This window comes from Methylobacterium oxalidis, from assembly GCF_007992195.1.
Classification (GTDB): Bacteria; Pseudomonadota; Alphaproteobacteria; order Rhizobiales; family Beijerinckiaceae; genus Methylobacterium; species Methylobacterium oxalidis.
Genome location: NZ_BJZU01000072.1, coordinates 1 through 20,579 on the forward strand (window position 1 = coordinate 1; position 20,579 = coordinate 20,579).

The following is a 20,579-nucleotide window of genomic DNA, read 5'->3' on the forward strand; positions in this document are numbered from 1 at the left end:
GGCCCTGCTCGGTCTCGACGAGCTCGACACTCGGCCAGCCGAGGCCGCGCGTCGCCAGGCTGGGCATGCCGCCGCCGAGACCCGAGAAGACGTCGTCGAACAGGCGGTTCATCTCGCGGTGGAGCGTCAGGAAGGGGCTCGCGGGCTCGTCCCGCATCCGGCTCGGCAGGGGCGCGTTCGTGCTGCGGCCCCACGGGATCAGATCTCTCACACTCATGGCTCTCGTCTCCATCAGCATGCGTGACGTGGTGCGTCCTCCCGCGCGGGCCGGTCGGCCAGCGCGGGATCGGTGTCGGTCCGGGTCGGGAAAGCTCAGGCGGCCTTCGCGTCGCCCTCAAGCTGCGTACGCGCATTGTCCTGCCCAACGGCGGCCTGATCGCCATTGATGGCGATGCGGCGGGGCTTGAGCGCCTCCGGGACCTCGCGCTTGAGCTCGACCGTCAGGAGGCCGTTCTCGAGCGTGGCGCCCGTGACCTTCACGTGCTCGGCCAGATTGAAGGTCTGGCGGAAAGTGCGGGCCGCGATGCCGCGGTGCAGGTACTGATGCTCACCATCCTGCCCCTTTCGCTGGCCGGCGACCAAGAGCGCGGTATCATGCTGGGTGAGCTCGATATCCTCGGCCGTGAACCCAGCAACCGCCATGGTGATGCGATACGCGTCCTCGGCCACCTTCTCGATGTTGTAGGGCGGCCAGGCGGCGGACGGTTCAACCCGTTCGGCTTGGGTCAGGAGATCGAACAGCCGGTCGAAGCCGACGGACGAGCGGAAGAGGGGCGCAACGTCGTAGGTTCTCATAACCACATCCTCCACTGAGCAACGTGACTACAAGCGACGCCGGACACCGCGTGACCGGCGCCCAACTGGCGAGCCCATCTCGGGCCTCGCACGCGCGTAACGCACCAGACAGAATGCAGTTCCAGAGGATCACGAGAAATTTGAGAGCTGCTTGCCAGCAGCATCCGCGCAGGCTGCGGCAAGGCCGGAAGCGATCCAGGTTTCAATTGCTCACAGCAATGGCTTTGTGAGTTTCAAAACCTCCCGGCGGTGATGTCCACTTTGGAGACGCCGCCTGAGCTGGCTGAATGGCCGGAATGGGCGCCAAGCGGAAGGTCTGCTTTGCCCAGCGTCGGCTCATCGCATCGTCGAGTAGCTTTTGAAGCCTGTTCGTTTCTCACGCTTCCCTGCTTAGGCCGATTTGTTTCCCTGCTCAGTGACGCGGGAATTTAGCTCTAAGCGCCTGATTCTTCTCGCGAGTTTGATCCCGCGCTGGCGTGGACCGTCTGCTTTCGACGGCGTTTCCCTGTATTTTCCGCACGTACAGGGAAATCGCTCAAAGAGACGAGTTCGAGCACGACTGCCTGCACCACCAGGGTCTCCTGGTGGGTGATCCCGCGCCTTCGGCCAGCATCCCGGCCGCGCGCGGACTGAAGCCCGGCACAGTGATGTCTCTTATTTGTTCGTCGCGCGGTACTCAGGCGCGCTCGCCCGCGCGCGCCTCGGCGTGGTGGCCCGGCTCCGCGGTCCCGTCCGGCGCCTGGGAGACCATCCGGTAGAAGACCGGCAGGGCGATGAGGAAGGCCGCGAGGCCCAGGACCGTCGCCGTGCCGTGGAAATCCGCGCCGACGAGGGCGAGGGAGCTGCTGCGGCCTGTGAGCGTGTCGGCCGCCGCGATCAGGACGCCGACGAGGCTCTCGCCGACGAGGAAGCCCGAGGCGAGGAGCACGCCGCGGCGGCGGGCCTCGCGCGGGGCCTGCGCGTCCTCCCCGTGCCGGGCGCGCAGAGCGCGCGCGCCGAGCCATCCCAAGACGCCCCCCGCCGCGATCGTCATCACGACGGTGAGCGGCAGGTACATGCCGATGCCGACCGTGAGCGCCGGGACGGACAGGCCGCGCCGCCGCAGCCGGGATTCCAGCGCGACGAGGCCCGCCCCGAGGCCCATCCCGATCAGCACCATGCCCCAGGGCAGCTCCCCGTGCACGATGCCGCCCGCGATCTGGGTCATCAGCGCGGCCTGCGGCGCGGGCAGGGCGCTGCCCGCCTCCATGCCCTCCCGGGGCAGGGCGCCGACGAAGCCGTAGGCCCGGTAGAGCAGGGCGAGCAGCGGCGCGATCACCAGCGCGCCGACGCCGACCCCCGCGATCAGCGCCACCTGCTGGCGCCAGGGCGTGGCGTCGACGAGCTGGCCGGTCTTCAGGTCCTGCAGGTTGTCGTTGGCGATCGAGGCGACCGTGACGATCACGGAGGCGACGAGGAGCGCCATGCCGATGACGAAGCGGTCGCCCTCCGGCCCCGCGGCCCGCCCGACGAGGAGGGGCAGCAGCAGGGCGGCGAGGATCGTCGTGAGGATGCCGATCCCCGAGATCGGGCTCGATGACGAGCCGAGCAGCCCCGCGAGGTAGCCGCAGGTCGCGGCCATCAGGAAGCCGACGAGGATCGCGAACAGGCTCGCGACCGCGATCAGCACGGGCAGGAGGGCGCCGAGCTCCGCGCCGAGACTGAACCACGCGAACAGGCCGCCGAGCGGCAGCGCGAGCCCGAGGGCGGCCCCGCCCACCCAGGTGATCGGCAGGTCACGCTCCTGGCGCGGCAGGTCCGCGGAGGTGCCGCCCGCGCGCGCGGCCTTGAGGGCGGAGCGGATGCTGTCGAGGATCGGCCCGGCGAGGCTCACCACCGTCCAGACGCCGCCGACCGCGATGATGCCGGCCCCGATCAGCCGCACCTGGCCCGCCCACACCGCCTCGGCGGCCTCGGCGGGCGCCTGCCCGCCGCCGTGGCCGAGCGCGGTGAGGACCGGCACGGCGACGCCCCAGGCGATCGCCACGCCCGAGAGCAGGGCGAGGCAAGCGCCGATCCCCACGAGGTAGCCGACCCCGACGAGGGCCAGCGAGAAGCCCGTTCCGAGGCGGAACACGGCCGAGCCCGCCGCGAGCGTGCCGTGAATGCTCTCGGCGAGCACCCGGAACCCGTTCGTGGCGAGCCCGAGGGCGGCGGCGGCCGCGGCGGCGCCCATCAGGTCGCGCAGCCCCCCCCGCCCGCCCGCGCCCGCCTTCAGCACCTCGGCGGCGGCCGTGCCCTCGGGGTAGGGCAGGCCGGCGCCCACCACGAGGGCGCGGCGCAGGGGGATCGAGTAGGCGACGCCGAGGAGGCCGCCGAGCAGGCAGACGGCGCTGGTCTGCCAGAACGGGAAGCCCTGCCAGTGGCCGATCAGCACGAGGCCCGGCAGAACGAGGATGACGTTGCACAGGGTGCCGGCGGCCGAGGCCTGGGTCTGCACGATGTTGTTCTCGAGGATGTTCGCCCCGCCGAGCAGCCGCAGGCACCCCATCGAGATCACCGCGGCGGGGATCGACGAGGAGAACGTCATCCCCGTCTTCAGGCCCATATAGACGTTGGCCGCCATGAACACGACCGTGATGGCGGCCCCGAGCAGGAGCCCGCGCAGGGTCAGTTCGCTGGCGTGTGCCGGTGTCCGCCCGCGGGATTCCATCGTGCTCCTGAGGCTGTACGCCCCGTCGCGGTCCAGGCACGCGGGTCGTTCGCGACAACGCGGGTTCGCGAATGCCGATCCGTTATGCACGCAGAAGTAGCGAAACCCGGTGAGCCAATCGCCGTCTCGGGCGTTCTCGCCCGCGGCCCGGCACATCGTCCGGCCCGCTTCGAGGAATCCGATGCAGAGCCTGCCCGCGTGTCCCCATGCGTTTTCCCGAGAATTCCCCCCTGCCTCCGGCCGCCCGTCGTCCCGCAGGGTCGGGAGGGCCTGAGATGCGCCACACCATCCCGCCCCGCTCCGGCGCCGCCTTCACCCTCGAGCGCGGGCAGCGCCTCACGGTGATCGATCCGGAGGGCGAGCAGGTGGCCGACCTGCTCGCCTTCTCGCGCAGCGACATCGACGAGGTGATCTCCTCCGGGCGCAGCCTCGACTACGCCAGCCGCATCTTCCTCACGACGGGGGACGCGCTCTACTCGAACCGCAGCAACGTCATGCTGCGCATCGTCGAGGACACGGTGGGCCGGCACGACTTCCTGCTGACGCCCTGCTCGGCCGACACCTTCCGCATCCTCTACGACGACGCGGAGCCCCATCGCGGCTGCTTCGGCAATCTCGCCCACGCCCTCGCGCCCTACGGGATCGGGCCGGACCGCATCCCCGTGGCCTTCAACGTGTTCATGAACGTCGCGGTCGACGGCGACACCGGCGCGCTCGCGGTGCGCCCGCCCCTCAGCCGGGCGGGCGACCGCATCGTGTTCGAGGCGGAGACGGACCTGATCATCGGGCTGACCGCCTGCTCGGCCCCGCAATCGAACAACTTCGCCTTCAAGCCAATCGAGTACGAGATCTCGAGCTAGAGTTTGGAATATCCCTCCCTTTCCGTGCTGGAATTCTGCATTTGCCCCAGAATTGTCGCGAATCTTCGCGAGTCCTCAGCTCCGATTAACACAGATTAATCGACGTTTTTCTCCACAGACTCATTCGGGTTCGCGCGGAACAATGCTCGGCACGGGCGGTTCCCCCCGGCGATCTGCTTGAGATCATTCGCAACACGGCACGATGCCGCCCGCCCTCACGGACCCGATGATGCATCGGGCCCCGCGGCGGGCGGCCGTGCCGGTGGCCGCACCCGACACGAGGCGCAATGCTCCTGCCCACCGACGACAGCACGCACCCGCTCGCCGAGCGCTTCCGGACCTTCATCCGGCAGGCGCCCTTCCCCTGCGTCGGCGCGAAATCCGCCCTGTCGCGGGGCCAGCTGAAGGTGATGGTCGCGCGCGACATCGGCTCCGCCTGGGACGACCTGCGCATCTACCCGGCCCTGCTCGCCTTCATCTGCCGCTACCGGGAGCGGCCCGACCTGTTCCAGAGCTTCGCCGTGGTGTTCGAGGGCCCGCACGCGCTCTCCGAGGAGACGTTCGAGGCGGCGTTGTGGGCGCGCATCCAGTCCCTTTCCGACAAGGATCACTGCCTCGGCCAGACCTACGACCCGCGCGTGAAGGCGGACCCGGACGACCCGCACTTCTCGCTCAGCCTCGGCGGGGAGGGCTTCTTCATCGTCGGGCTGCATCCCGGCGCGAGCCGCCCGGCCCGGCGGTTCGAGACGCCGGTCCTCGTCTTCAACCTGCACGACCAGTTCGAGCGCCTGCGGGCGGAGGGGCGCTACGAGCGCCTGCGGAACTCGATCGTCGAGCGGGACGTGGCCTTCGCGGGCTCGCCGAACCCGATGCTCGCCGGGCACGGCGAGCGCTCGGCCGCCCGCCAGTTCAGCGGCCGAGCGGTGCCGGACGACTGGGCCTGCCCGTTCCGGCGCCGGGAGGAGGCGCGCCCCTGGGACGCGCAGCAGGTCGCCGCCGACCTGCGCACGGGCGCCTTCGTCGCCCCGCAGATGGAAGGCTGAGATGAGCAGCGAGACCGGCGCCACCGGCCGCCCGAGCCCGTTCCCCGAGGACGAGGCGGGGCTCGTCGCGCTCGCCCGCGCGGTGCGGGAGACCGGCTACGGCTTCACCACCGTGACGCCGGCGACCCACGCGCGCGTCGTCGCCCGCCCCCGCAACGCCGAGGCGCGCAGCCTGCGGGACGTGTTCGGCTGGAGCCGACCCTTCCGGGCGGACCTCCTGCCGGACGGGCTGGTTCGCCTGATGGAGGCGGCGGGAGCACTGGCGCGCGAGGGGGACCTGCTGCGCGCGACGATCCGCCTGTCGAGCCTCGACGACGAGCTCTTCGCCCACTCGGCCTACCCGCCGAGCGCCGCGGACGCGGTCTTCTTCGGGCCCGACACGATGCGCTTCGTCTCGGCCGTGCTGGCGCATCTCGACGAACGCGATCAGCCCGTCCGGCGGGCGGCCGATATCGGCTGCGGCTCCGGGGCGGCCGGGATCGCGGTCGCCAAGCGCCGGCCCGGCGCCGAGACCGTGCTCGTCGACATCAACCCCGCGGCCCTGCGCGCCGCCCGGGTGAATGCCCGGCTCGCGGGCACCGAGGGCGTGGTGACGCGGCGCAGCGATATGCTCCGCGACGTCGAGGGCGACTTCGACCTCATCGTCTCGAACCCGCCCTTCATGATCGACGCCTCGGAGCGCGCCTACCGGCACGGCGGCGGCCCCCTCGGGGCCGGCCTGTCGCTCGCCGTCGTCGAGGCGGCGGCCGAGCGGCTCGCGCCGCGGGGCAGTCTCGTCCTGTTCACCGGCGCGGCGATCGTCGAGGGCGCGGACCCGTTCCGCGAGGCGGCCGGCGCCGCCTGCTCGCGCGCCGGCCTCGACTGGTCCTACCGCGAGTTCGACCCGGACGAATACGGCGAGGAGCTCGACGACCCGGCCTACGGGGAGGTCGAGCGCATCGCCCTCGTCGTCCTGACGGCGACGCGCCCGTGAGCGGCCCCGAGACCGCGAGCGCCGCCGCCGCGGAGCGCGCGGAGTTCCTGCGCGACGCATTGGCCGGCCTGACGGGCCCGGCGAAGTCCGTGCCGGGCAAGTACCTGTGGGACGAGACGGGCTCCGACCTGTTCGACCGGATCTGCGCCAGCGCGGACTACTACCCGACGCGGCAGGAGATGACCCTGCTGCCGCGCGTGGCGGAGGCGGTGGCGCGGCGGGTCGGGCCCGGCGCCACCGTGGTCGAGTTCGGCAGCGGCGCGAGCCGCAAGATCCGCACCCTCCTCGACGCCCTGGAGCGGCCCGCCGGCTACGTCGCCATCGACATCTCCCGCGACTACCTCGAGGCCGCGATCCGGCGGCTCGCGCCGGACTACCCGGCGGTCGAGATGGTCCCGGTCTGCGCCGACTACTCGAAGCCCGTGCGGCTGCCGCTGGAGACGCGGGGGCGCACGATCCTCGGATTCTATCCGGGCACCAGCATCGGCAATTTCACGCCGCGCGAGGCCGTCGCCTTCCTGGAGCGGGCGCGGGCGACGCTCGGCCCGAGCCTCTTCCTCGTCGGCACGGACGGCACGAAGGACCCCGAACGCCTCCGGCGCGCCTACGCGGGGCCGGACGGGCTGATGGCCGCGCTCCACCTCAACCTGCTCGCGCGGCTCGACCGGGATCTCGGGGCCGACCTCGACCCGGGCAACTTCCGCCACGCGATCCGCCTCTGCGGCGACCCGGACCGGGTCGAGGCCCATCTCGTGGCGCGGGCCGGCGCGCGCTACAGCCTCGCGGGCAGGCCCATCGCCTTCGAGCCGGGCGAGAGCATCCGCACCGACACCTCGCACAAGTACGCGCCGGACGCCTTCCGGGCGCTCGCCGAGGAGGCCGGCTGGCGGAGCGCCGAGACCTGGCAGGACGATCTCGGCAGCTTCACGCTGCACCTGCTCCAGGGCTGAGCCCCGCCCGGAACAGCGCCTCGCGGGCCCGGGTTGGCGCAGGAGATCCCTTTCGAGACACGGAGCGATCCGGCATGGCCCAGCAGTTCCCGATCAGCCCGGACAGCCGCGCCGACGATCCCGAGGCCGACCGGGAGCGCGACGACCGCACCCACGAGATCCCCCCCGATCTCGCCTATCGCCGGCTCGCCATCGTCAACGTCGTCTTCGTCGGTGCGGCCGGCGCGGGCGACCGGGGCTGGGTGCTCGTCGACGCGGGAGTGCCGGGCTCGAGGGGAGCCATCGTGCAGGCCGCCGAGGCGCGTTTCGGGGCGGGCGCGCGTCCGGAGGCGATCGTGCTAACGCACGGCCACTTCGACCATGTCGGCGTACTGGCCGACCTCGCCGCGGCGTGGGACGTGCCCGTCTACGCGCACCGGCTGGAGCATCCCTATCTCGACGGGAGCCGGTCCTACCCGGCCCCCGACCCGAGCGTCGGCGGCGGCCTGATGGCGCGCATCTCGCCCCTCTACCCGACGAGCCCCGTCGACGTCTCGGACCGCCTGCGGGCGCTGCCGGAGGACGGCAGCGTCCCCTCGCTGCCCGGCTGGCGCTGGGTCCACACGCCCGGCCACACGGAGGGCCACGTCTCGTTCTGGCGCGAGGCGGATGCGAGCCTGATCGTCGGCGACGCCTTCGTCACGACGGCGCAGGAATCGGCCTACGCGGTGGCCACCCAGGCGCCGGAGGTGCACGGGCCGCCGATGTACCTGACGACAGACTGGACGGCGGCGCGGGATTCCGTGCGCAGGCTCGCCGACCTCGCGCCGGAGCGCGTGATCACCGGCCACGGGCGCCCGCTCGCGGGCCCCGAGATGCGCCGGGCGCTGAGCGCGCTGGCGCAGGATTTCGACGCGGTCGCGGTGCCGCGCCAGGGCCGCTACGTCCCGACCGCCGGCGCGTCGCCGGGCGGGGCGGATCCCGGCCCGTAGCCGGGAGGCGCCCCTTCGCCGTCCCGTCGGCGGGCAAGGCGGCGGGCAAGCCGGCGGGGATGCGGCAGCCGGAACCGTGCTAGGGTCGGGCCATGTCGCGCCCGCCCGCCACGGTCCGCCGCCTCACGGCCGCCGACGTTCCCCTGCTCCGCGCCCTGAACGCCCTGTTCGGCGAAGCCTTCGCCGAGCCCGACACCTACGGCGACGCGCCGCCGGACGACGCCTACCTCGCCGGTCTCCTGTCGCGCGAGCACGTCGTCGTGCTGGCGGCGCTCGCGGGAGAGGCTCCGCTCGGGGGCGAGGCGGTGCTCGGCGGGCTCGTGGCCTACGAGTTCGACAAGGTCGAGCGAGCCCGGCGCGAGGTCTACATCTACGACCTCGCGGTCCGGGCGGACCGGCGCCGGCGCGGCATCGCCACCGCCCTGATCGAGCACCTGCGGGCGATCGCGGGCCGCCGGGGCGCCTGGGTGATCTTCGTCCAGGCCGATCACGGCGACGACCCGGCCATCGCGCTCTACGAGGGCCTCGGCACCCGCGAGGAGGTGCTGCACTTCGACATCCCGGTCGCGGGCGCGCCGGACGGTTCCTGACGCGCGGGCGTCGGCGCGCGTACGGTCGGTTCCCGGGGAGTCCGATTGCTTTATGGTCCTCGCCCCTCGGGCTGGCGCGGCCGCGCAGACGCGGCCGGAGGAGGGGGCATGGCCGTATCGAGATGGGCCGACCAGTCGCAGAACGCGAACCCGGCCGAGATCGCCGCATCGCCGTTCGATCTGCTGATCATCGACCGGGACTGGTTCGACGGCTCCGCCGTCCGCTCCTACTCGGCCTCCGAGGTCACCCAGATGGAGACCCGGCCGGGCGCCGAGCCGCGCCTGATGCTCGCCTACATGAGCGTCGGCGAGGCCTCCGACTGGCGCCTCTACTGGAACTCGGCCTGGGACACGAGCCCGCCCTCGTGGCTCGGGCCCGAGAACCCGAACTGGCCGGGCAGCTTCCAGGTCCGGTACTGGGAGGCGGGCTGGCAGGCGCTGCTACTCGGCTCGCCCGGCGCCTATCTCGACAAGATCCTGGCGGCGGGCTTCGGGGGCGTCTTCCTCGACCTCGTCGACATCTACCAGTCGGGCCTCGCCGCCGAGCGCCCCGACCCCGCCGCCGACATGGTGGCGCTGGTGGGCCGGATCTCGGCCTACGCCAAGGCGCGGGACCCGAACTTCAAGATCTACGTGAACAACGGGGAGGAGCTCCTCCTGAGGCCGGCCTACATGGCGGCCATCGACGGGATCAACAAGGAGAGCCTGTTCTACGGCGTGCCGGGACCGGGCATCGCGAACGATCCCGCCATGGTCAGCTACAGCCTCGGCCTCCTCGACCGGGCGTCCGACGCCGGCAAGACGGTGCTCAACATCGAGTACGTGACGAGCGAGACCCAGATCGCCGACGTGCTGGCGCGGGGCGGGAGCGCGGGCATCGTCTCCTACATCGCCGAGCGCTCGCTGGCGACGCTCGACCAGACCGGCACCACCGGGGCCGACACCCTCACGGGCGGCATCGGCGCCAACCGGCTGACGGGCATCCAGGGCGACGATCTCCTCACGGGCGGCCTCGGCCGCGACATCCTCGACGGCGGCTCGGGCTCGGACACGGCGAGCTTCGCGGAGAAGACGGCGGCCGTGAGCGTAACGCTCGCGGGCAGCATGGTCGTCACGGTCTCGGTCGGCGGCGCGGCCGAGGACACGCTCCGCAACGTCGAGAACGTCCGGGGCGGCTCCGGCGCCGACGCGCTGACGGGAGACGGCCTCGCCAACACCCTGACGGGCAACAACGGCGCCGACACCCTCAAGGGGATGGCGGGCAACGACACCCTGATCGGCGGGGCGGGCAACGACGCGATCGACGGCGGCGCGGGCACCGACCTCGTCGTCTTCTCGGGCAGCCGCGCGCAGTACCAGATCACCGGCTCGGGCGGCAGCCTCACGGTCGCCGACACGCGCGCCGGCGCGGACGGGACCGACCAGGTGCTCAACGCCGAGCGGATCCAGTTCGCCGACCGGACCTACGAGGTCGGCGAACTCGTCCCGATGCCGCCCGCCAACGCCGCCCCGACGCTCACGATCGGTTTCGCCGACGCGGACGGCATCCTGCGCCGGGGCGAGACCACCACTGTCACCTTCGATTTCAGCGAGGCCGTCACGGGCTTCACCCGCAGCGACGTCGCGCTGCCCTCCGGCCTCGGCACACTCGGCACGCTCGTGCAGGACGCGGCCGACCCGACGCTCTACCGGGCGAGCCTCACCCCTGCGAGCAACGCGGCCGGCGACCTGACGGTGAGCGTCGGCAGCGGCTACCAGGACCTCTCGGGCCTCGGCGGGACGGGCGCGGCGCGCGCGCTCCTCGTCAACACGCTGGCGGTCACTGCGGGCAGCGCCGGCAACAACGCGATGACGGGCACCAACCAGGCGAACACCCTCGACGGGCTCGCCGGCCAGGACACGCTGAGCGGCCGCGGCGGCGCCGACTGGCTGTTCGGCGGCGAGGGCAACGACAGCCTGAGCGGCGGCGACGGGAACGACCGGCTGTTCGGCGGAGCCGGCGACGACGGGCTCACCGGCGGCGCCGGGGTCGACCTGTTCGTGGTGAACCAGGCGGCCTTCGGCAACGACCGGATCTCGGATTTCCGCCCGGGCACCGACGACATCGACCTGCGCGCCCTCCATCTCGCCTTCGCCGACATCACCGTCCGGCCGGTCGCGGAGGGCACGCTGATCGGCATCGGCGCGGGCACGATCCTCCTCGCCGGGGTGCAGCCGGCCAGCGTGGCGCAGGGCGATTTCCTGATCTGAGGCGCTGCTGCGGCGCGGGCGCGGATCGGCGTCGGTCCGCGCTGATCTTTTGTCCGCCCGCGCGGTTTCCCCGACGAGTGCCACCGCTCGACAGGGAGATATCCGTGGAGCAGTTCCCCAAGCCGCCCTACCCGGAGCAGCAGCAGGCGATGCCGGGCTCGACCGCCGCCATGAACCCGCGGCCGGACCACGGCGAGACGAGCTACGAGGGCTCCGGCCGGCTCGAGGGCAAGAAGGCGATCATCACGGGCGGGGACAGCGGCATCGGCCGCGCCGTCGCGCTGGCCTTCGCCCGCGAGGGCGCCGACGTCCTGATCTCCTACCTCGACGAGGAGGAGGACGCGCAGGAGACCCGCCGCCTGATCGAGGAGGCGGGCCGCGAGGCCGTGCTGGTGCCGGGCGACATCACCGCTGCCGCCCATTGCCGCGCCATCGTCGAGAAGGCCGTGGCGGCGTTCGGGCGGGTCGACATCCTCGTGAACAACGCCGCTCACCAGGCGACCTTCACGGACCCGGAGGAGATCAGCGACGCGGAGTGGGAGGTGACCTTCGCCACCAACATCCACGCGATGTTCTACCTCACCAAGGCGGCCCTGCCGCACATGAAGCCCGGCGCCGCGATCATCAACACGACCTCGATCAACGCCGATTCTCCGAGCCCGCAGCTCCTCGCCTACGCCACGACGAAGGGCGCGATCCACAACTACACGGCGGGCCTCGCCCAGATGTTGGCGGAGAAGGGCATCCGCGTGAACTGCGTCGCGCCGGGGCCGATCTGGACGCCGCTGATCCCCTCCACCATGCCGCCCGAGAAGGTGAAGAGCTTCGGCGGCAACACCCCGCTCGGCCGTGCCGGCCAGCCGCGGGAGCTGGCGCCGGTCTACGTGATGCTCGCCTCGGACGAGGCGAGCTACGTCACGGGCGCGACGGTGCCGGTGACCGGCGGACGGCCCTTCATGTGACGGGGCCGGGAGGCGGCGCCGTCCCGGGGCCGCCTCCCGGGACGGGGGGCTCAAATTTCCTACCTGCGATTGAACTGTGTCCGTATCTGCATGCTTAAGCTGTCAGTGGTGGGGCCGGCGTAGAGGGTGCCCGCGGGGTGGTGCAGATCTTCCGTCCGGGCGCCGACTCGGTCGCCCGGGTCGTTCTCTCGTCGATCGCCGTGGTGCCGGTGCTCGCCGTCGGGCTCGCCTGCACCCTGTGGCGCTCGCCCTACGCGACCGCCCAGAACGTCGCCCGCGAGCAGCCCGTGCCCTTCAGCCACGAGCACCATGTCGGCGGCCTCGGGATCGACTGCCGCTACTGCCACACCGCGGTGGAGAAGGCGGCCTTCGCGGGGATGCCCCCGACCGAGACCTGCATGAGCTGCCACTCGCAGATCTGGACCAACGCGCCGATGCTCGCCCCCGTCCGCGCGAGCCTCGCCGAGGAGCGGCCGCTCCGGTGGCGGCGGGTGCACGCTCTGCCGGCCTACGTCTATTTCAATCACTCCGTGCACGTGGCCAAGGGCGTCGGCTGCACCACCTGCCACGGGCCGATCGGGACGATGAAGCTCGTCTACCAGGCCGCGCCCCTCACGATGGGCTGGTGCCTCGACTGCCACCGGAACCCGGCCCCGAGCCTGCGCCCGCACGAGGCCGTGTTCGACGTCGCCTGGCAGCCGCCGGCGGACCAGGACGCGGCCGGCGCGCGCCTCGCGAAGGAGCGCCACATCCGCTCGCCGGAGCGGCTCAGCGAGTGCTCGATATGTCATCGCTGAGCGCCCCCAGCCGCCGCGAGGCCCTGCGCCTCCTCGGCGCCGGCATCACGCTGGGCCTCGGCGCCTGCGCCAAGCCCTCCGAGGAGATCGTCCCCTACGTCCGGGCGCCCGAGGAACTGCTGCCGGGCGTGCCGGTGCGCTACGCGACGACGCTGCCCCTCAGCGGCTGGGGCCGCGGCGTGCACGCCATCGCGGTCGACGGGCGGCCGATCAAGATCGAGGGCAACCCGCTGCACCCCGCGAGCCGCGGCGCCACCGACGTGTTCGCCGAGGCCGCAATCCTCGACCTTTACGACCCGGACCGCTCGCGCACGGTCACCGAGCGCGTGAGCGGCATCGCCTCCTGGGAGATGTTCGAGCGCGCGTGGCGGGCCGCGGCGGCCGAGCCGCGCGGGCAGGGCGGGCGCGGCCTGCATCTCCTGACCGGCCGCGTCACCTCGCCGACGCTGGCCCGCCAGATCGCGGCTCTGCGGCGTGCCCTGCCGGAGATGGTCTGGCACGTGCACGAGCCGGTTGACGAGGGGGCCGCCGCGCGGGGCGCGGAGCTCGCCTTCGGCCGCCCCTTGCGGGCCCTGCCGCATCTCGACCGGGCCGAGGTCATCCTGTGCGTCGGCGCCGACCCGCTCGGGCCCGGGCCGGACCAGATCCGGCTCGCGAACGCCCTCGCCGAGCGCCGCCGCGACCCGGACCGCTTCGGCCGCCTCTACGTCGCGGAATCCGCGCCGACCCTCACCGGGATCAAGGCCGACGAGCGGCGCGCGCTGCACCCGCGCATCCTCCCGGGCCTTCTCGTACACGTCGCGAACGCGCTGGGCGCGGGGCTGCCGGCGCCCGGTCTGCCGGATGCCGCGGAGCGCTTCGCCGCGGCGGCCGCCGCCGACCTCGCGGCCCGCGCCGGCCGGGCGCTGGTGCTCGCGGGCCCTCAGCTCGCGTCGGAGCTTCACGCGCTCGCCCACTGGATCAACGCGCGGCTGCGCGCGCCCCTCGACCTCATCGCGCCGCCGGACCGGGGCGAGGCCGCACCCGCCGGCCTCGCGAGCCTGTGCGCCTCGCTCGACGCAGGGGAGGTGGCCTGCCTCGCCATCCTCGACAGCAACCCGGTCCAGACCGCGCCCGCCGACCTCGACGTCGCCCGGCGCCTCGGCCGGGCACGCTTCTGCGTCCATGCGGGCCTCCACGGCGACGAGACCGCCGGCGCCGCGCACTGGCACCTGCCGCTCACGCACGCGCTCGAGAGCTGGTCGGACCTCGCCGCCACCGACGGCACGGCGAGCCTCGTGCAACCGCTGATCCGCCCCCTCTACGGCGGGCGCTCGGTGCACGAGGTGCTGGCCCTCCTCGGCGGCGAGCCCGCCGCCTCGGGCCACGATCTCGTGCGGGAGACCTGGGCGCAGCGCTGGGGGCAGCGCGACTTCGAGGCGCGCTGGCGCCGCAGCCTGCACGACGGGATCGTGGCCGGCAGCGCCGCGGAGCCGGTCGCGGCCGGCGAGCCGCGCCTGCCGGCGCTGCCCGAGCCCCCGGCGGACGGCTTCGTGGTCGAGCTGCGGCCGGACCCGTGCCTGTGGGACGGGCGCCACGCCAACAATGCGTGGCTGCAGGAATGCCCGAAGCCCGTGAGCAAGCAGGTCTGGGGCAACGCGCTGGCGCTGTCGCGCGGGGAGACGGCCCGCCGCGGCCTCAGGGCCGGCGACGTCGTGCGGCTCGGCGCGAACGCCCGCGCCGTCGAGGCGGTGGTCTCCGTCGAGTCCGGCGTCGCGGAGGGCGTCGGCGCCCTCACCCTCGGCTACGGGCGCGAGCGCGCGGGCGCCATCGGCAACGGGATCGGCGCGAACGCCTACCCGCTCGTCACGGCGGCCTCGCCCTGGCTGGCGAGCGGCGTCGAGATGGTCCCGGCCGGCCGGACCGCGCAGGTCCTGCGCACCCAGAACTACGTCGAGGTCGAGGGCGAGACGGGGAAGCTCTTCCGGCAGATCGACCTCGCCGACCTCGCGCGGGCGGAGCCGGGCGGCACCGGCGCCGAGCGGCCGACCCTGCTCGCGCTCTGGCAGGGCGACGCGGACGGGCACGCCTGGGGCATGGTGATCGACACGATGGCCTGCATCGGCTGCAACGCCTGCGTGGTCGCCTGCCAGTCCGAGAACAACGTGCCGGTGGTGGGCCCCGAGGAGATCGCCCGCGGCCGCATGATGCACTGGCTGCGGGTCGACATCTATGATTCCGGCACGCCGGAGGCCCCGCGCGCCGGCTTCCAGCCCGTGCCCTGCATGCACTGCGAGCACGCCCCCTGCGAGCCGGTCTGCCCCGTCGCCGCCTCGGTGCACGACGGCGAGGGCCTCAATTTGCAAGTCTACAACCGCTGCCTCGGGACCCGCTTCTGCCAGGCGAACTGCCCCTACAAGGTCCGGCGCTTCAACTTCTTCGGCTACGCCGACGGCCAGGAATACGCCAATCTCGGCACCGAGCCGGTGCGGGCGCAACGCAACCCGAACGTCACGGTGCGGGCCCGCGGCGTCATGGAGAAATGCACGTACTGCGTGCAGCGCATCGCCGGCGAGCGGCAGGCGGCCGCGCGCGACGGGCGCCCCATGGGCGCGGTCTCGACAGCCTGCCAGTCCGCCTGCCCGACGCGGGCGATCCGCTTCGGCGACCTCGCCCGGCCCGAGGACGGGATCGCGGCCTTCCGCGACGACCCGCGCCACTACGCCCTGCTGGAGGAGCTCAACACGCGGCCCCGCACCACCTACCTCGCGGAACTGCGCGCCCCGAACCCGCAGCTCGCAGGGGATCGCTCGTGAGCGCGCCCCGCCACCAGACCTGGATCGCGGCCGACCGGCTCGGCTACGGCGAGATCACGGCGGCGGTCGCCGACCCGATCCAGAAGCAGGGGGTCGGCCGGGCCTGGGTGATCGCGCTCCTCGGCGTGCTGCCCCTCGTCCTGCTCACCCTCGGCGCCATCGGCGCCGTGCTCCTCGTCGGCATCGGCCTGTCGGGGGTGAACACCACGGTGGTGTGGGGCTTCTCGATCGCCAACTACGTCTGGTGGATCGGCATCGGCAACGCCGGCACGCTGATCTCTTCGATGCTCCTCCTCACCCGGCAGCGCTGGCGAGCCTCCATCAACCGCTTCGCCGAGGCGATGACCCTGTTCGCGGCGGCCATCGCCGGCCTGTTCCCCATCATCCATCTCGGGCGGCCGCTCTACGCCTACTGGCTCGCGCCCTACCCGAACACCATGGACCTGTGGCCGCAATGGCGCTCGGCCCTGGTCTGGGATTTCTGGGCGATCCTCAGCTACCTCCTGTTCTCGGCCGTGTTCTGGTTCACCGGCCTCCTGCCGGACCTCGCCACGATGCGCGACCGGGCCGAGACGCGCACCGGCCGGATGGTCTACGGGGCGCTGGCGCTCGGCTGGCGCAACTCGGCCCGGCACTGGCAGGTCTACGAGACCTTCCACAGGACGATGGCGGCGCTCGCCGTGCCACTCGTCTGCTCGGTGCACTCGATCGTCGGCCTCGACTTCGCCGCGAGCCTGATGCCGGGCTGGCAGGAGAGCCTGTTCCCGCCCTACTTCGTCGTCGGCGCGATGTATTCCGGCTTCGCCATGGTGGTGATGCTCGCGATCGTCATCCGCTGGGGCCTCGGGCTCCAGGCGATGATCACGCCCGCGCATTTCGACGCGATGGCCAAGGTGATGCTCTTCGCGAGCGTCGCGATGACCCTCTCCTACGCCACCGAGTGGTTCATGGCGTGGTACGGCGGCGAGCACGCCGACCGCACGGTCGTCGGATACGTCTTCGCAGGCGACTACCGCTGGCTCTACGCCGGGCTCCTCGTCTGCAACTGCATCGTCCCGCAGGCCCTCTGGCTCTGCTCCGTGAGGGGCAACCTCTGGCTCCTCGCCGCCATCGCGATCCTCATCAATGTGGGGATGTGGCTGGAGCGGATCCTCATCGTCTGGAACACGCTCTCGCACGGCTACGCGATGAGCCTGTGGCGGACCTACCACGTCAGCCTCTACGACCTCGCCATCCTGTTCGGGCCGCTCGGCCTGTTCGTGATGGGCTTCCTCGTCCTGGCGCGCCTCCTGCCGATCGTCTCGATGCACGAGGTCCGGCAGGTGAGCCACGCGGAGGGCGCCGCATGAGCCGGCCGATCCTCGCCGAGTTCGAGACCCCGGAGGCGCTGGTGCGGGCGCTGCGCCTCGCCCGCGCCGAGGGCCACCGCGCCATCGACGCCTTCTCGCCGTTCCCGGTCGAGGATCTGGCCGCGGCCCTCGACCCGCCGCGGGTCCCCGTCCGGCCGATCATGGCGGCGGCCGGCTTCGGGGCGGCGGCCGCGATGTACGCCCTGCAATGGTACGGCGCGGTCCACGACTACCCCCTCAACTCCGGCGGGCGGCCGCTCCATTCCTGGCCGGTCTTCCTGCTGGTTCCCTTCGAGGTCGGGGTGCTCGCCGCCGCCGTCGCGGGCTTCGCCGCTTTCCTGTGGGGCTGCGGCCTGCCGCGCCTGCACCACCCGCTCTTCGCCATGCCGCGCTTCGAGCGGGCGAGCCAGGACCGCTTCCTGCTCCTCGTCGCGCCGCGCGGGCCGGCGGAGGGGCTGCGCCGGACCCTGGAGGAGGCCGGCGCGCGCCTCGTCTCGGACCTGCACGAATGAGCGCGCGCCGGACCCCGACGGGCGCCCGGGCCGGCTGGGCGTGGTGCGCCCTCCTCGCCCTCGGCCTGTCCGCCTGCGACGACCTCTCGATGCGCCTCCAGAAGCGCTACGAGGTCTACGGGCGGGCCGCGCTCTTCCCCGATGGGGCCGAGGCGCGCACGCCGCCCGACGGCGCGGTCGCGGTCGGCGCCCTCGCCCGCGAGGCGGCGCTGCGCGAGGCGCCCCCGGTCGACGCGGCGCTCATGCGGCGCGGGCGACAGCGCTACGAGGCGATCTGCACGCCCTGCCACGGCTATTCCGGCCACGGGGACGGCATGATCGTGCGCCGCGGCTTCCCGGCGCCGCCCTCCTTCCACGAGGAGCGCCTGCGTGCCGCCCCCGCCGGCTACGTCGTCTCGGTGATCACGCGGGGCTACGGCGCGATGTACCCCTACGCCGCCCGCGTCGAGCCCCGCGACCGCTGGGCCATCGCCGCCTACATCCGCGCGCTCCAGCTCGCCCAGGGCGCGCGTCTCGCCGAGATCCCGGGCCTCGCGGAGCGGCTGCCGTGACGGAGGCCCTCGCCCGCGGCTGGCTCGTCGCCTGGATCGCCTGGAGCGCGGTGCCCGTGGGCAGCCTCGTGCTGATCCTCGTCCACGCCGTCACCGGCGGGCGCTGGGGCGAGACGCTGGCGCCCGCGCTGCGGCCCGCCGCCGCCCTGGTGCCGCTCGCGGCCCTCGCCTTCCTCGGCGTGGCGCTCGGTCTGCCCGCCGACTATCCCTGGGCGAGCGGCGGGGGCCACGCGAAGCCCGACGTGCTGCGGCTCTACCTGAACCCGGCGCTGTTCCTCCTCCGGGCGGCCGTGACGCTCGCCGGCTGGTCCTTCCTCGCGCTCCTCGTCCTGAGGGGGCGCCCGGGCAAGCTCGCGGCGGGGCTCGGACTCGCCTTCTACGGGCTGACGATCAGCCTCGTCTCGGTCGACTGGATCCTGTCCGTGGAGCCGGGCTTCACCTCCTCGGCCTTCGCGGCGGAGATCGCGCTGCACCAGATCCTCGCGGGCCTCGCCTTCGCGGCGGTGGCGAGCCCGAAGGGCCTCGACGCGAGGCGCGCGCGAGACCTCGCGGGCCTCCTCCTCGCGACGCTGCTCGGCGTCCTCTACATGGGCCTGATGTCCTACATCGTGGCGTGGTACGGCGACCTGCCGCCGAAGGCCGCGTGGTACCTGAAGCGCGGGGACGGCGCCTGGGCCGGCGTGCTCGCGGCCGCCTTCGTCGCGGGCGGCGCTCTGCCCTTCGGGATGCTGCTGTTCTCGGCCGTGCGGGCGAGCCCGGCGACGCTGCGCGTCGTCGGCCTCCTCGTCCTCGTCGGCCTCGCCCTGCACGCCGCGTGGTTCGTGCTGCCGGCCTACGGCGCGGGGGCGGGGCCCGCCGCGGCTCTCGGCCTCGCCTGCCTCGCCGGGTTCGGCATCGCCTCGGCCCTCCTCCTGCGGCGCCTCGGGCGCCGCGCGTCGGGGAGGCTGCGGCATGCCTGAGGCGGCGCGGGGCCAGCTCCACACGCGGGTCCACGACGACGCGGTCGGCCACGCGCCGCCCGGCACCGAGGCGCCCGGCACCATCGCCGTGCGGCCCGTGCTGATCACCGGCGCCTGCATCGCCGCCTTCGCGGCGGCGACGCTCGTCGGGCTGCACCTCTACTACCGGAGCGAGGTCACCGGCCCGCTGCATCAGGCCCCGCGCGACTTTCCCGAGCCGCGCCTCCAGTCGAACCCGCAGCGCGACCTCGCGCGGATGCGCGCGGAGGAGCGGGCGCGACTGGAGGGCTTCGGCTGGGTCGACCGGGAGCGGGGCATCGCCCGCATCCCCGTCACGGAGGCGATGCGGATCCTCGCGGAGCGGGGTGCCGGCGCCTACGCCGCCCCCGTCCAGCCCGAGGTGACGCCGGAGCCCGGCAGCCGCGGCGGCGCCGGCGAGGCGGGAGGGCCCCGCTGATGCTCGCCTGGCTCATGCCGGAGCAGGCCTCCGTCCAGGCGCCGCGGGTCGACGCGATCTTCCTCGCGCTCACGGCGATCTCGGGCGCCATCGTCCTCCTCGTCGTCGGCCTCGTCGTCGCCTTCTCGATCCGCTTCCGCCGCGGCTCGAAGGCGAACCGGGACGCGCTGCCGAGCCTCGTCGCCCGCGAGTTCGAGATCGGCTGGACCGCCGCGACCCTGTTCGTGTTCGTGTTCATCTTCTGGTGGGCGGCCTCGGCGGAGATCCGCGCCTACGTCGCGCCCAAGGACGCGATCGAGGTCCACGTCGTCGCCAAGCAGTGGATGTGGAAGACCCAGAGCTCGAACGGCGCCCGCGAGATCAACGAGCTGCACGTCCCGGTCGGGGCGCCGGTGCGCCTGATCCTGACCTCGCAGGACGTGATCCACTCCTTCTACGTGCCCGCCTTCCGCCTGAAGCGGGACGCGCTGCCCGGCCAGCAGACCGAGACGTGGTTCAAGGCCACCAAGACCGGCACCTTCCACCTGCTCTGCACCGAGTATTGCGGCACCGACCACGCCCGCATGCTCGGCCGCATCGTCGTGATGGAGCCGGAGGACTACGCGCGCTGGCTCTCGGCCCAGCCCGAGGGCGACGACCTCGCGCATGCGGGCGAGCGGCTCTTCGCGGAGCGCGGCTGCGCCGGCTGCCACGCGCCGGGATCCGGCGTGCACGCGCCCGGCCTCGCCGGCCTCTGGGGCCGCGAGATCCCGCTCGCGGGCGGCCGCACCGCGACCGTCGACGGCGCCTACGTGCGGGACTCGATCCTGCAGCCGAAGCGCGACGTGGCGGCCGGCTACGAGCCGATCATGCCGAGCTACGACGGCCTGCTCTCGGACGGCGAGATCCAGGAGCTCACGGCCTATATCCGCGCCCTCGGCGCCGGACCGCGGGCGAGCCGCACCCCCGGCCGGCCGCCGCTCTCCTCCCGCGTGCCCGGCGCGGCCCGGGACCGCAGCCCGGCGATGGTGCCGGGCGCCCCCGTCGACGACGGCCCGGCCCCCGCCGGCGCCGCGACGCGGCCGTGAGCCGCC

Annotated in this window: 18 protein-coding genes and 1 pseudogene; 16 read left to right on the top strand and 3 right to left on the bottom strand. The window is 73.2% G+C overall.

Annotated elements, in window-relative coordinates:
• The 3 genes and pseudogenes from MOX02_RS31325 to MOX02_RS17370 all read right to left on the bottom strand — a co-directional run.
• Positions 1-217 (bottom strand): annotated as a pseudogene (locus tag MOX02_RS31325) (Hsp20/alpha crystallin family protein); the annotation flags it as partial.
• 95 nt (positions 218-312) lie between these two features.
• On the bottom strand, positions 313-795 hold the full coding sequence (locus MOX02_RS17365; RefSeq protein ID WP_147027055.1) for an Hsp20 family protein: 483 nt from the start codon (positions 793-795) through the stop codon (positions 313-315).
• 676 nt (positions 796-1,471) lie between these two features.
• Entirely contained in the window at positions 1,472-3,487 is a 2,016-nt protein-coding gene (locus MOX02_RS17370; protein ID WP_147027056.1) for an OPT family oligopeptide transporter, read from the bottom strand.
• Between the two features lie 275 nt (positions 3,488-3,762).
• On the opposite strand from MOX02_RS17370, the gene MOX02_RS17375 reads away from it, so the two are divergent.
• From MOX02_RS17375 to coxB, 16 genes are all read left to right on the top strand, one after another.
• Positions 3,763-4,347 carry a DUF1989 domain-containing protein gene (locus tag MOX02_RS17375; RefSeq protein WP_147027057.1) on the top strand — a complete coding sequence of 195 codons (585 nt, stop codon included), beginning with the start codon at positions 3,763-3,765 and terminating at the stop codon, positions 4,345-4,347.
• 287 nt (positions 4,348-4,634) lie between these two features.
• Positions 4,635-5,390: a guanitoxin biosynthesis heme-dependent pre-guanitoxin N-hydroxylase GntA gene (gntA, locus tag MOX02_RS17380; protein WP_147027058.1), complete on the top strand. Its 756-nt coding sequence runs from the start codon at positions 4,635-4,637 to the stop codon at positions 5,388-5,390.
• Position 5,391: 1 nt separating this feature from the next.
• Entirely contained in the window at positions 5,392-6,363 is a 972-nt protein-coding gene (locus MOX02_RS17385) for a methyltransferase (protein WP_147027059.1), read from the top strand.
• On the top strand, positions 6,360-7,313 hold the full coding sequence (gene egtD / locus MOX02_RS17390) for an L-histidine N(alpha)-methyltransferase (protein WP_147027060.1): 954 nt from the start codon (positions 6,360-6,362) through the stop codon (positions 7,311-7,313). The genes MOX02_RS17385 and egtD overlap by 4 nt, the downstream gene beginning before the upstream one ends.
• A 74-nt stretch (positions 7,314-7,387) precedes the next feature.
• Positions 7,388-8,284, top strand: coding sequence for an MBL fold metallo-hydrolase (locus MOX02_RS17395; RefSeq protein WP_147027061.1), 897 nt, complete (start codon positions 7,388-7,390; stop codon positions 8,282-8,284).
• Between the two features lie 92 nt (positions 8,285-8,376).
• A complete protein-coding gene (locus tag MOX02_RS17400) occupies positions 8,377-8,874 on the top strand; it encodes an AAC(3)-I family aminoglycoside N-acetyltransferase (RefSeq protein WP_147027062.1) in 498 nt (165 codons plus the stop codon).
• A gap of 108 nt (positions 8,875-8,982) precedes the next feature.
• The gene (locus MOX02_RS17405) at positions 8,983-11,124 is read left to right on the top strand and encodes an MJ1477/TM1410 family putative glycoside hydrolase (protein WP_147027063.1); all 2,142 of its coding nucleotides are present in this window, start codon (positions 8,983-8,985) and stop codon (positions 11,122-11,124) included.
• Positions 11,125-11,228: 104 nt separating this feature from the next.
• On the top strand, positions 11,229-12,086 hold the full coding sequence (locus MOX02_RS17410; protein WP_147027064.1) for an SDR family oxidoreductase: 858 nt from the start codon (positions 11,229-11,231) through the stop codon (positions 12,084-12,086).
• Positions 12,087-12,223: 137 nt separating this feature from the next.
• Positions 12,224-12,883 (top strand): cytochrome c3 family protein, encoded by a 660-nt coding sequence (locus MOX02_RS17415; RefSeq protein WP_147027065.1) that lies wholly within the window; start codon positions 12,224-12,226, stop codon positions 12,881-12,883.
• Positions 12,871-15,678, top strand: a complete 2,808-nt coding sequence (locus tag MOX02_RS17420) for a 4Fe-4S dicluster domain-containing protein (protein ID WP_147027066.1) — start codon at positions 12,871-12,873, stop codon at positions 15,676-15,678. The genes MOX02_RS17415 and MOX02_RS17420 overlap by 13 nt, the downstream gene beginning before the upstream one ends.
• Positions 15,675-17,027, top strand: a complete 1,353-nt coding sequence (gene nrfD, locus MOX02_RS17425; protein ID WP_147027067.1) for an NrfD/PsrC family molybdoenzyme membrane anchor subunit — start codon at positions 15,675-15,677, stop codon at positions 17,025-17,027. The genes MOX02_RS17420 and nrfD overlap by 4 nt, the downstream gene beginning before the upstream one ends.
• Positions 17,024-17,539, top strand: a complete 516-nt coding sequence (locus MOX02_RS17430; RefSeq protein WP_147027068.1) for a DUF3341 domain-containing protein — start codon at positions 17,024-17,026, stop codon at positions 17,537-17,539. The genes nrfD and MOX02_RS17430 overlap by 4 nt, the downstream gene beginning before the upstream one ends.
• An 89-nt stretch (positions 17,540-17,628) precedes the next feature.
• Complete coding sequence (locus tag MOX02_RS17435) at positions 17,629-18,090, top strand: c-type cytochrome (RefSeq protein ID WP_238178951.1); 462 nt, start codon at positions 17,629-17,631, stop codon at positions 18,088-18,090.
• Complete coding sequence (locus MOX02_RS17440; RefSeq protein ID WP_147027070.1) at positions 18,087-19,049, top strand: hypothetical protein; 963 nt, start codon at positions 18,087-18,089, stop codon at positions 19,047-19,049. The genes MOX02_RS17435 and MOX02_RS17440 overlap by 4 nt, the downstream gene beginning before the upstream one ends.
• Complete coding sequence (locus tag MOX02_RS17445; protein WP_147027071.1) at positions 19,042-19,506, top strand: hypothetical protein; 465 nt, start codon at positions 19,042-19,044, stop codon at positions 19,504-19,506. The genes MOX02_RS17440 and MOX02_RS17445 overlap by 8 nt, the downstream gene beginning before the upstream one ends.
• Positions 19,506-20,573 (top strand): cytochrome c oxidase subunit II, encoded by a 1,068-nt coding sequence (gene coxB, locus MOX02_RS17450; protein ID WP_147027072.1) that lies wholly within the window; start codon positions 19,506-19,508, stop codon positions 20,571-20,573. Before MOX02_RS17445 ends, coxB begins: the two co-directional genes overlap by 1 nt.
• Positions 20,574-20,579 lie beyond the last annotated feature (6 nt).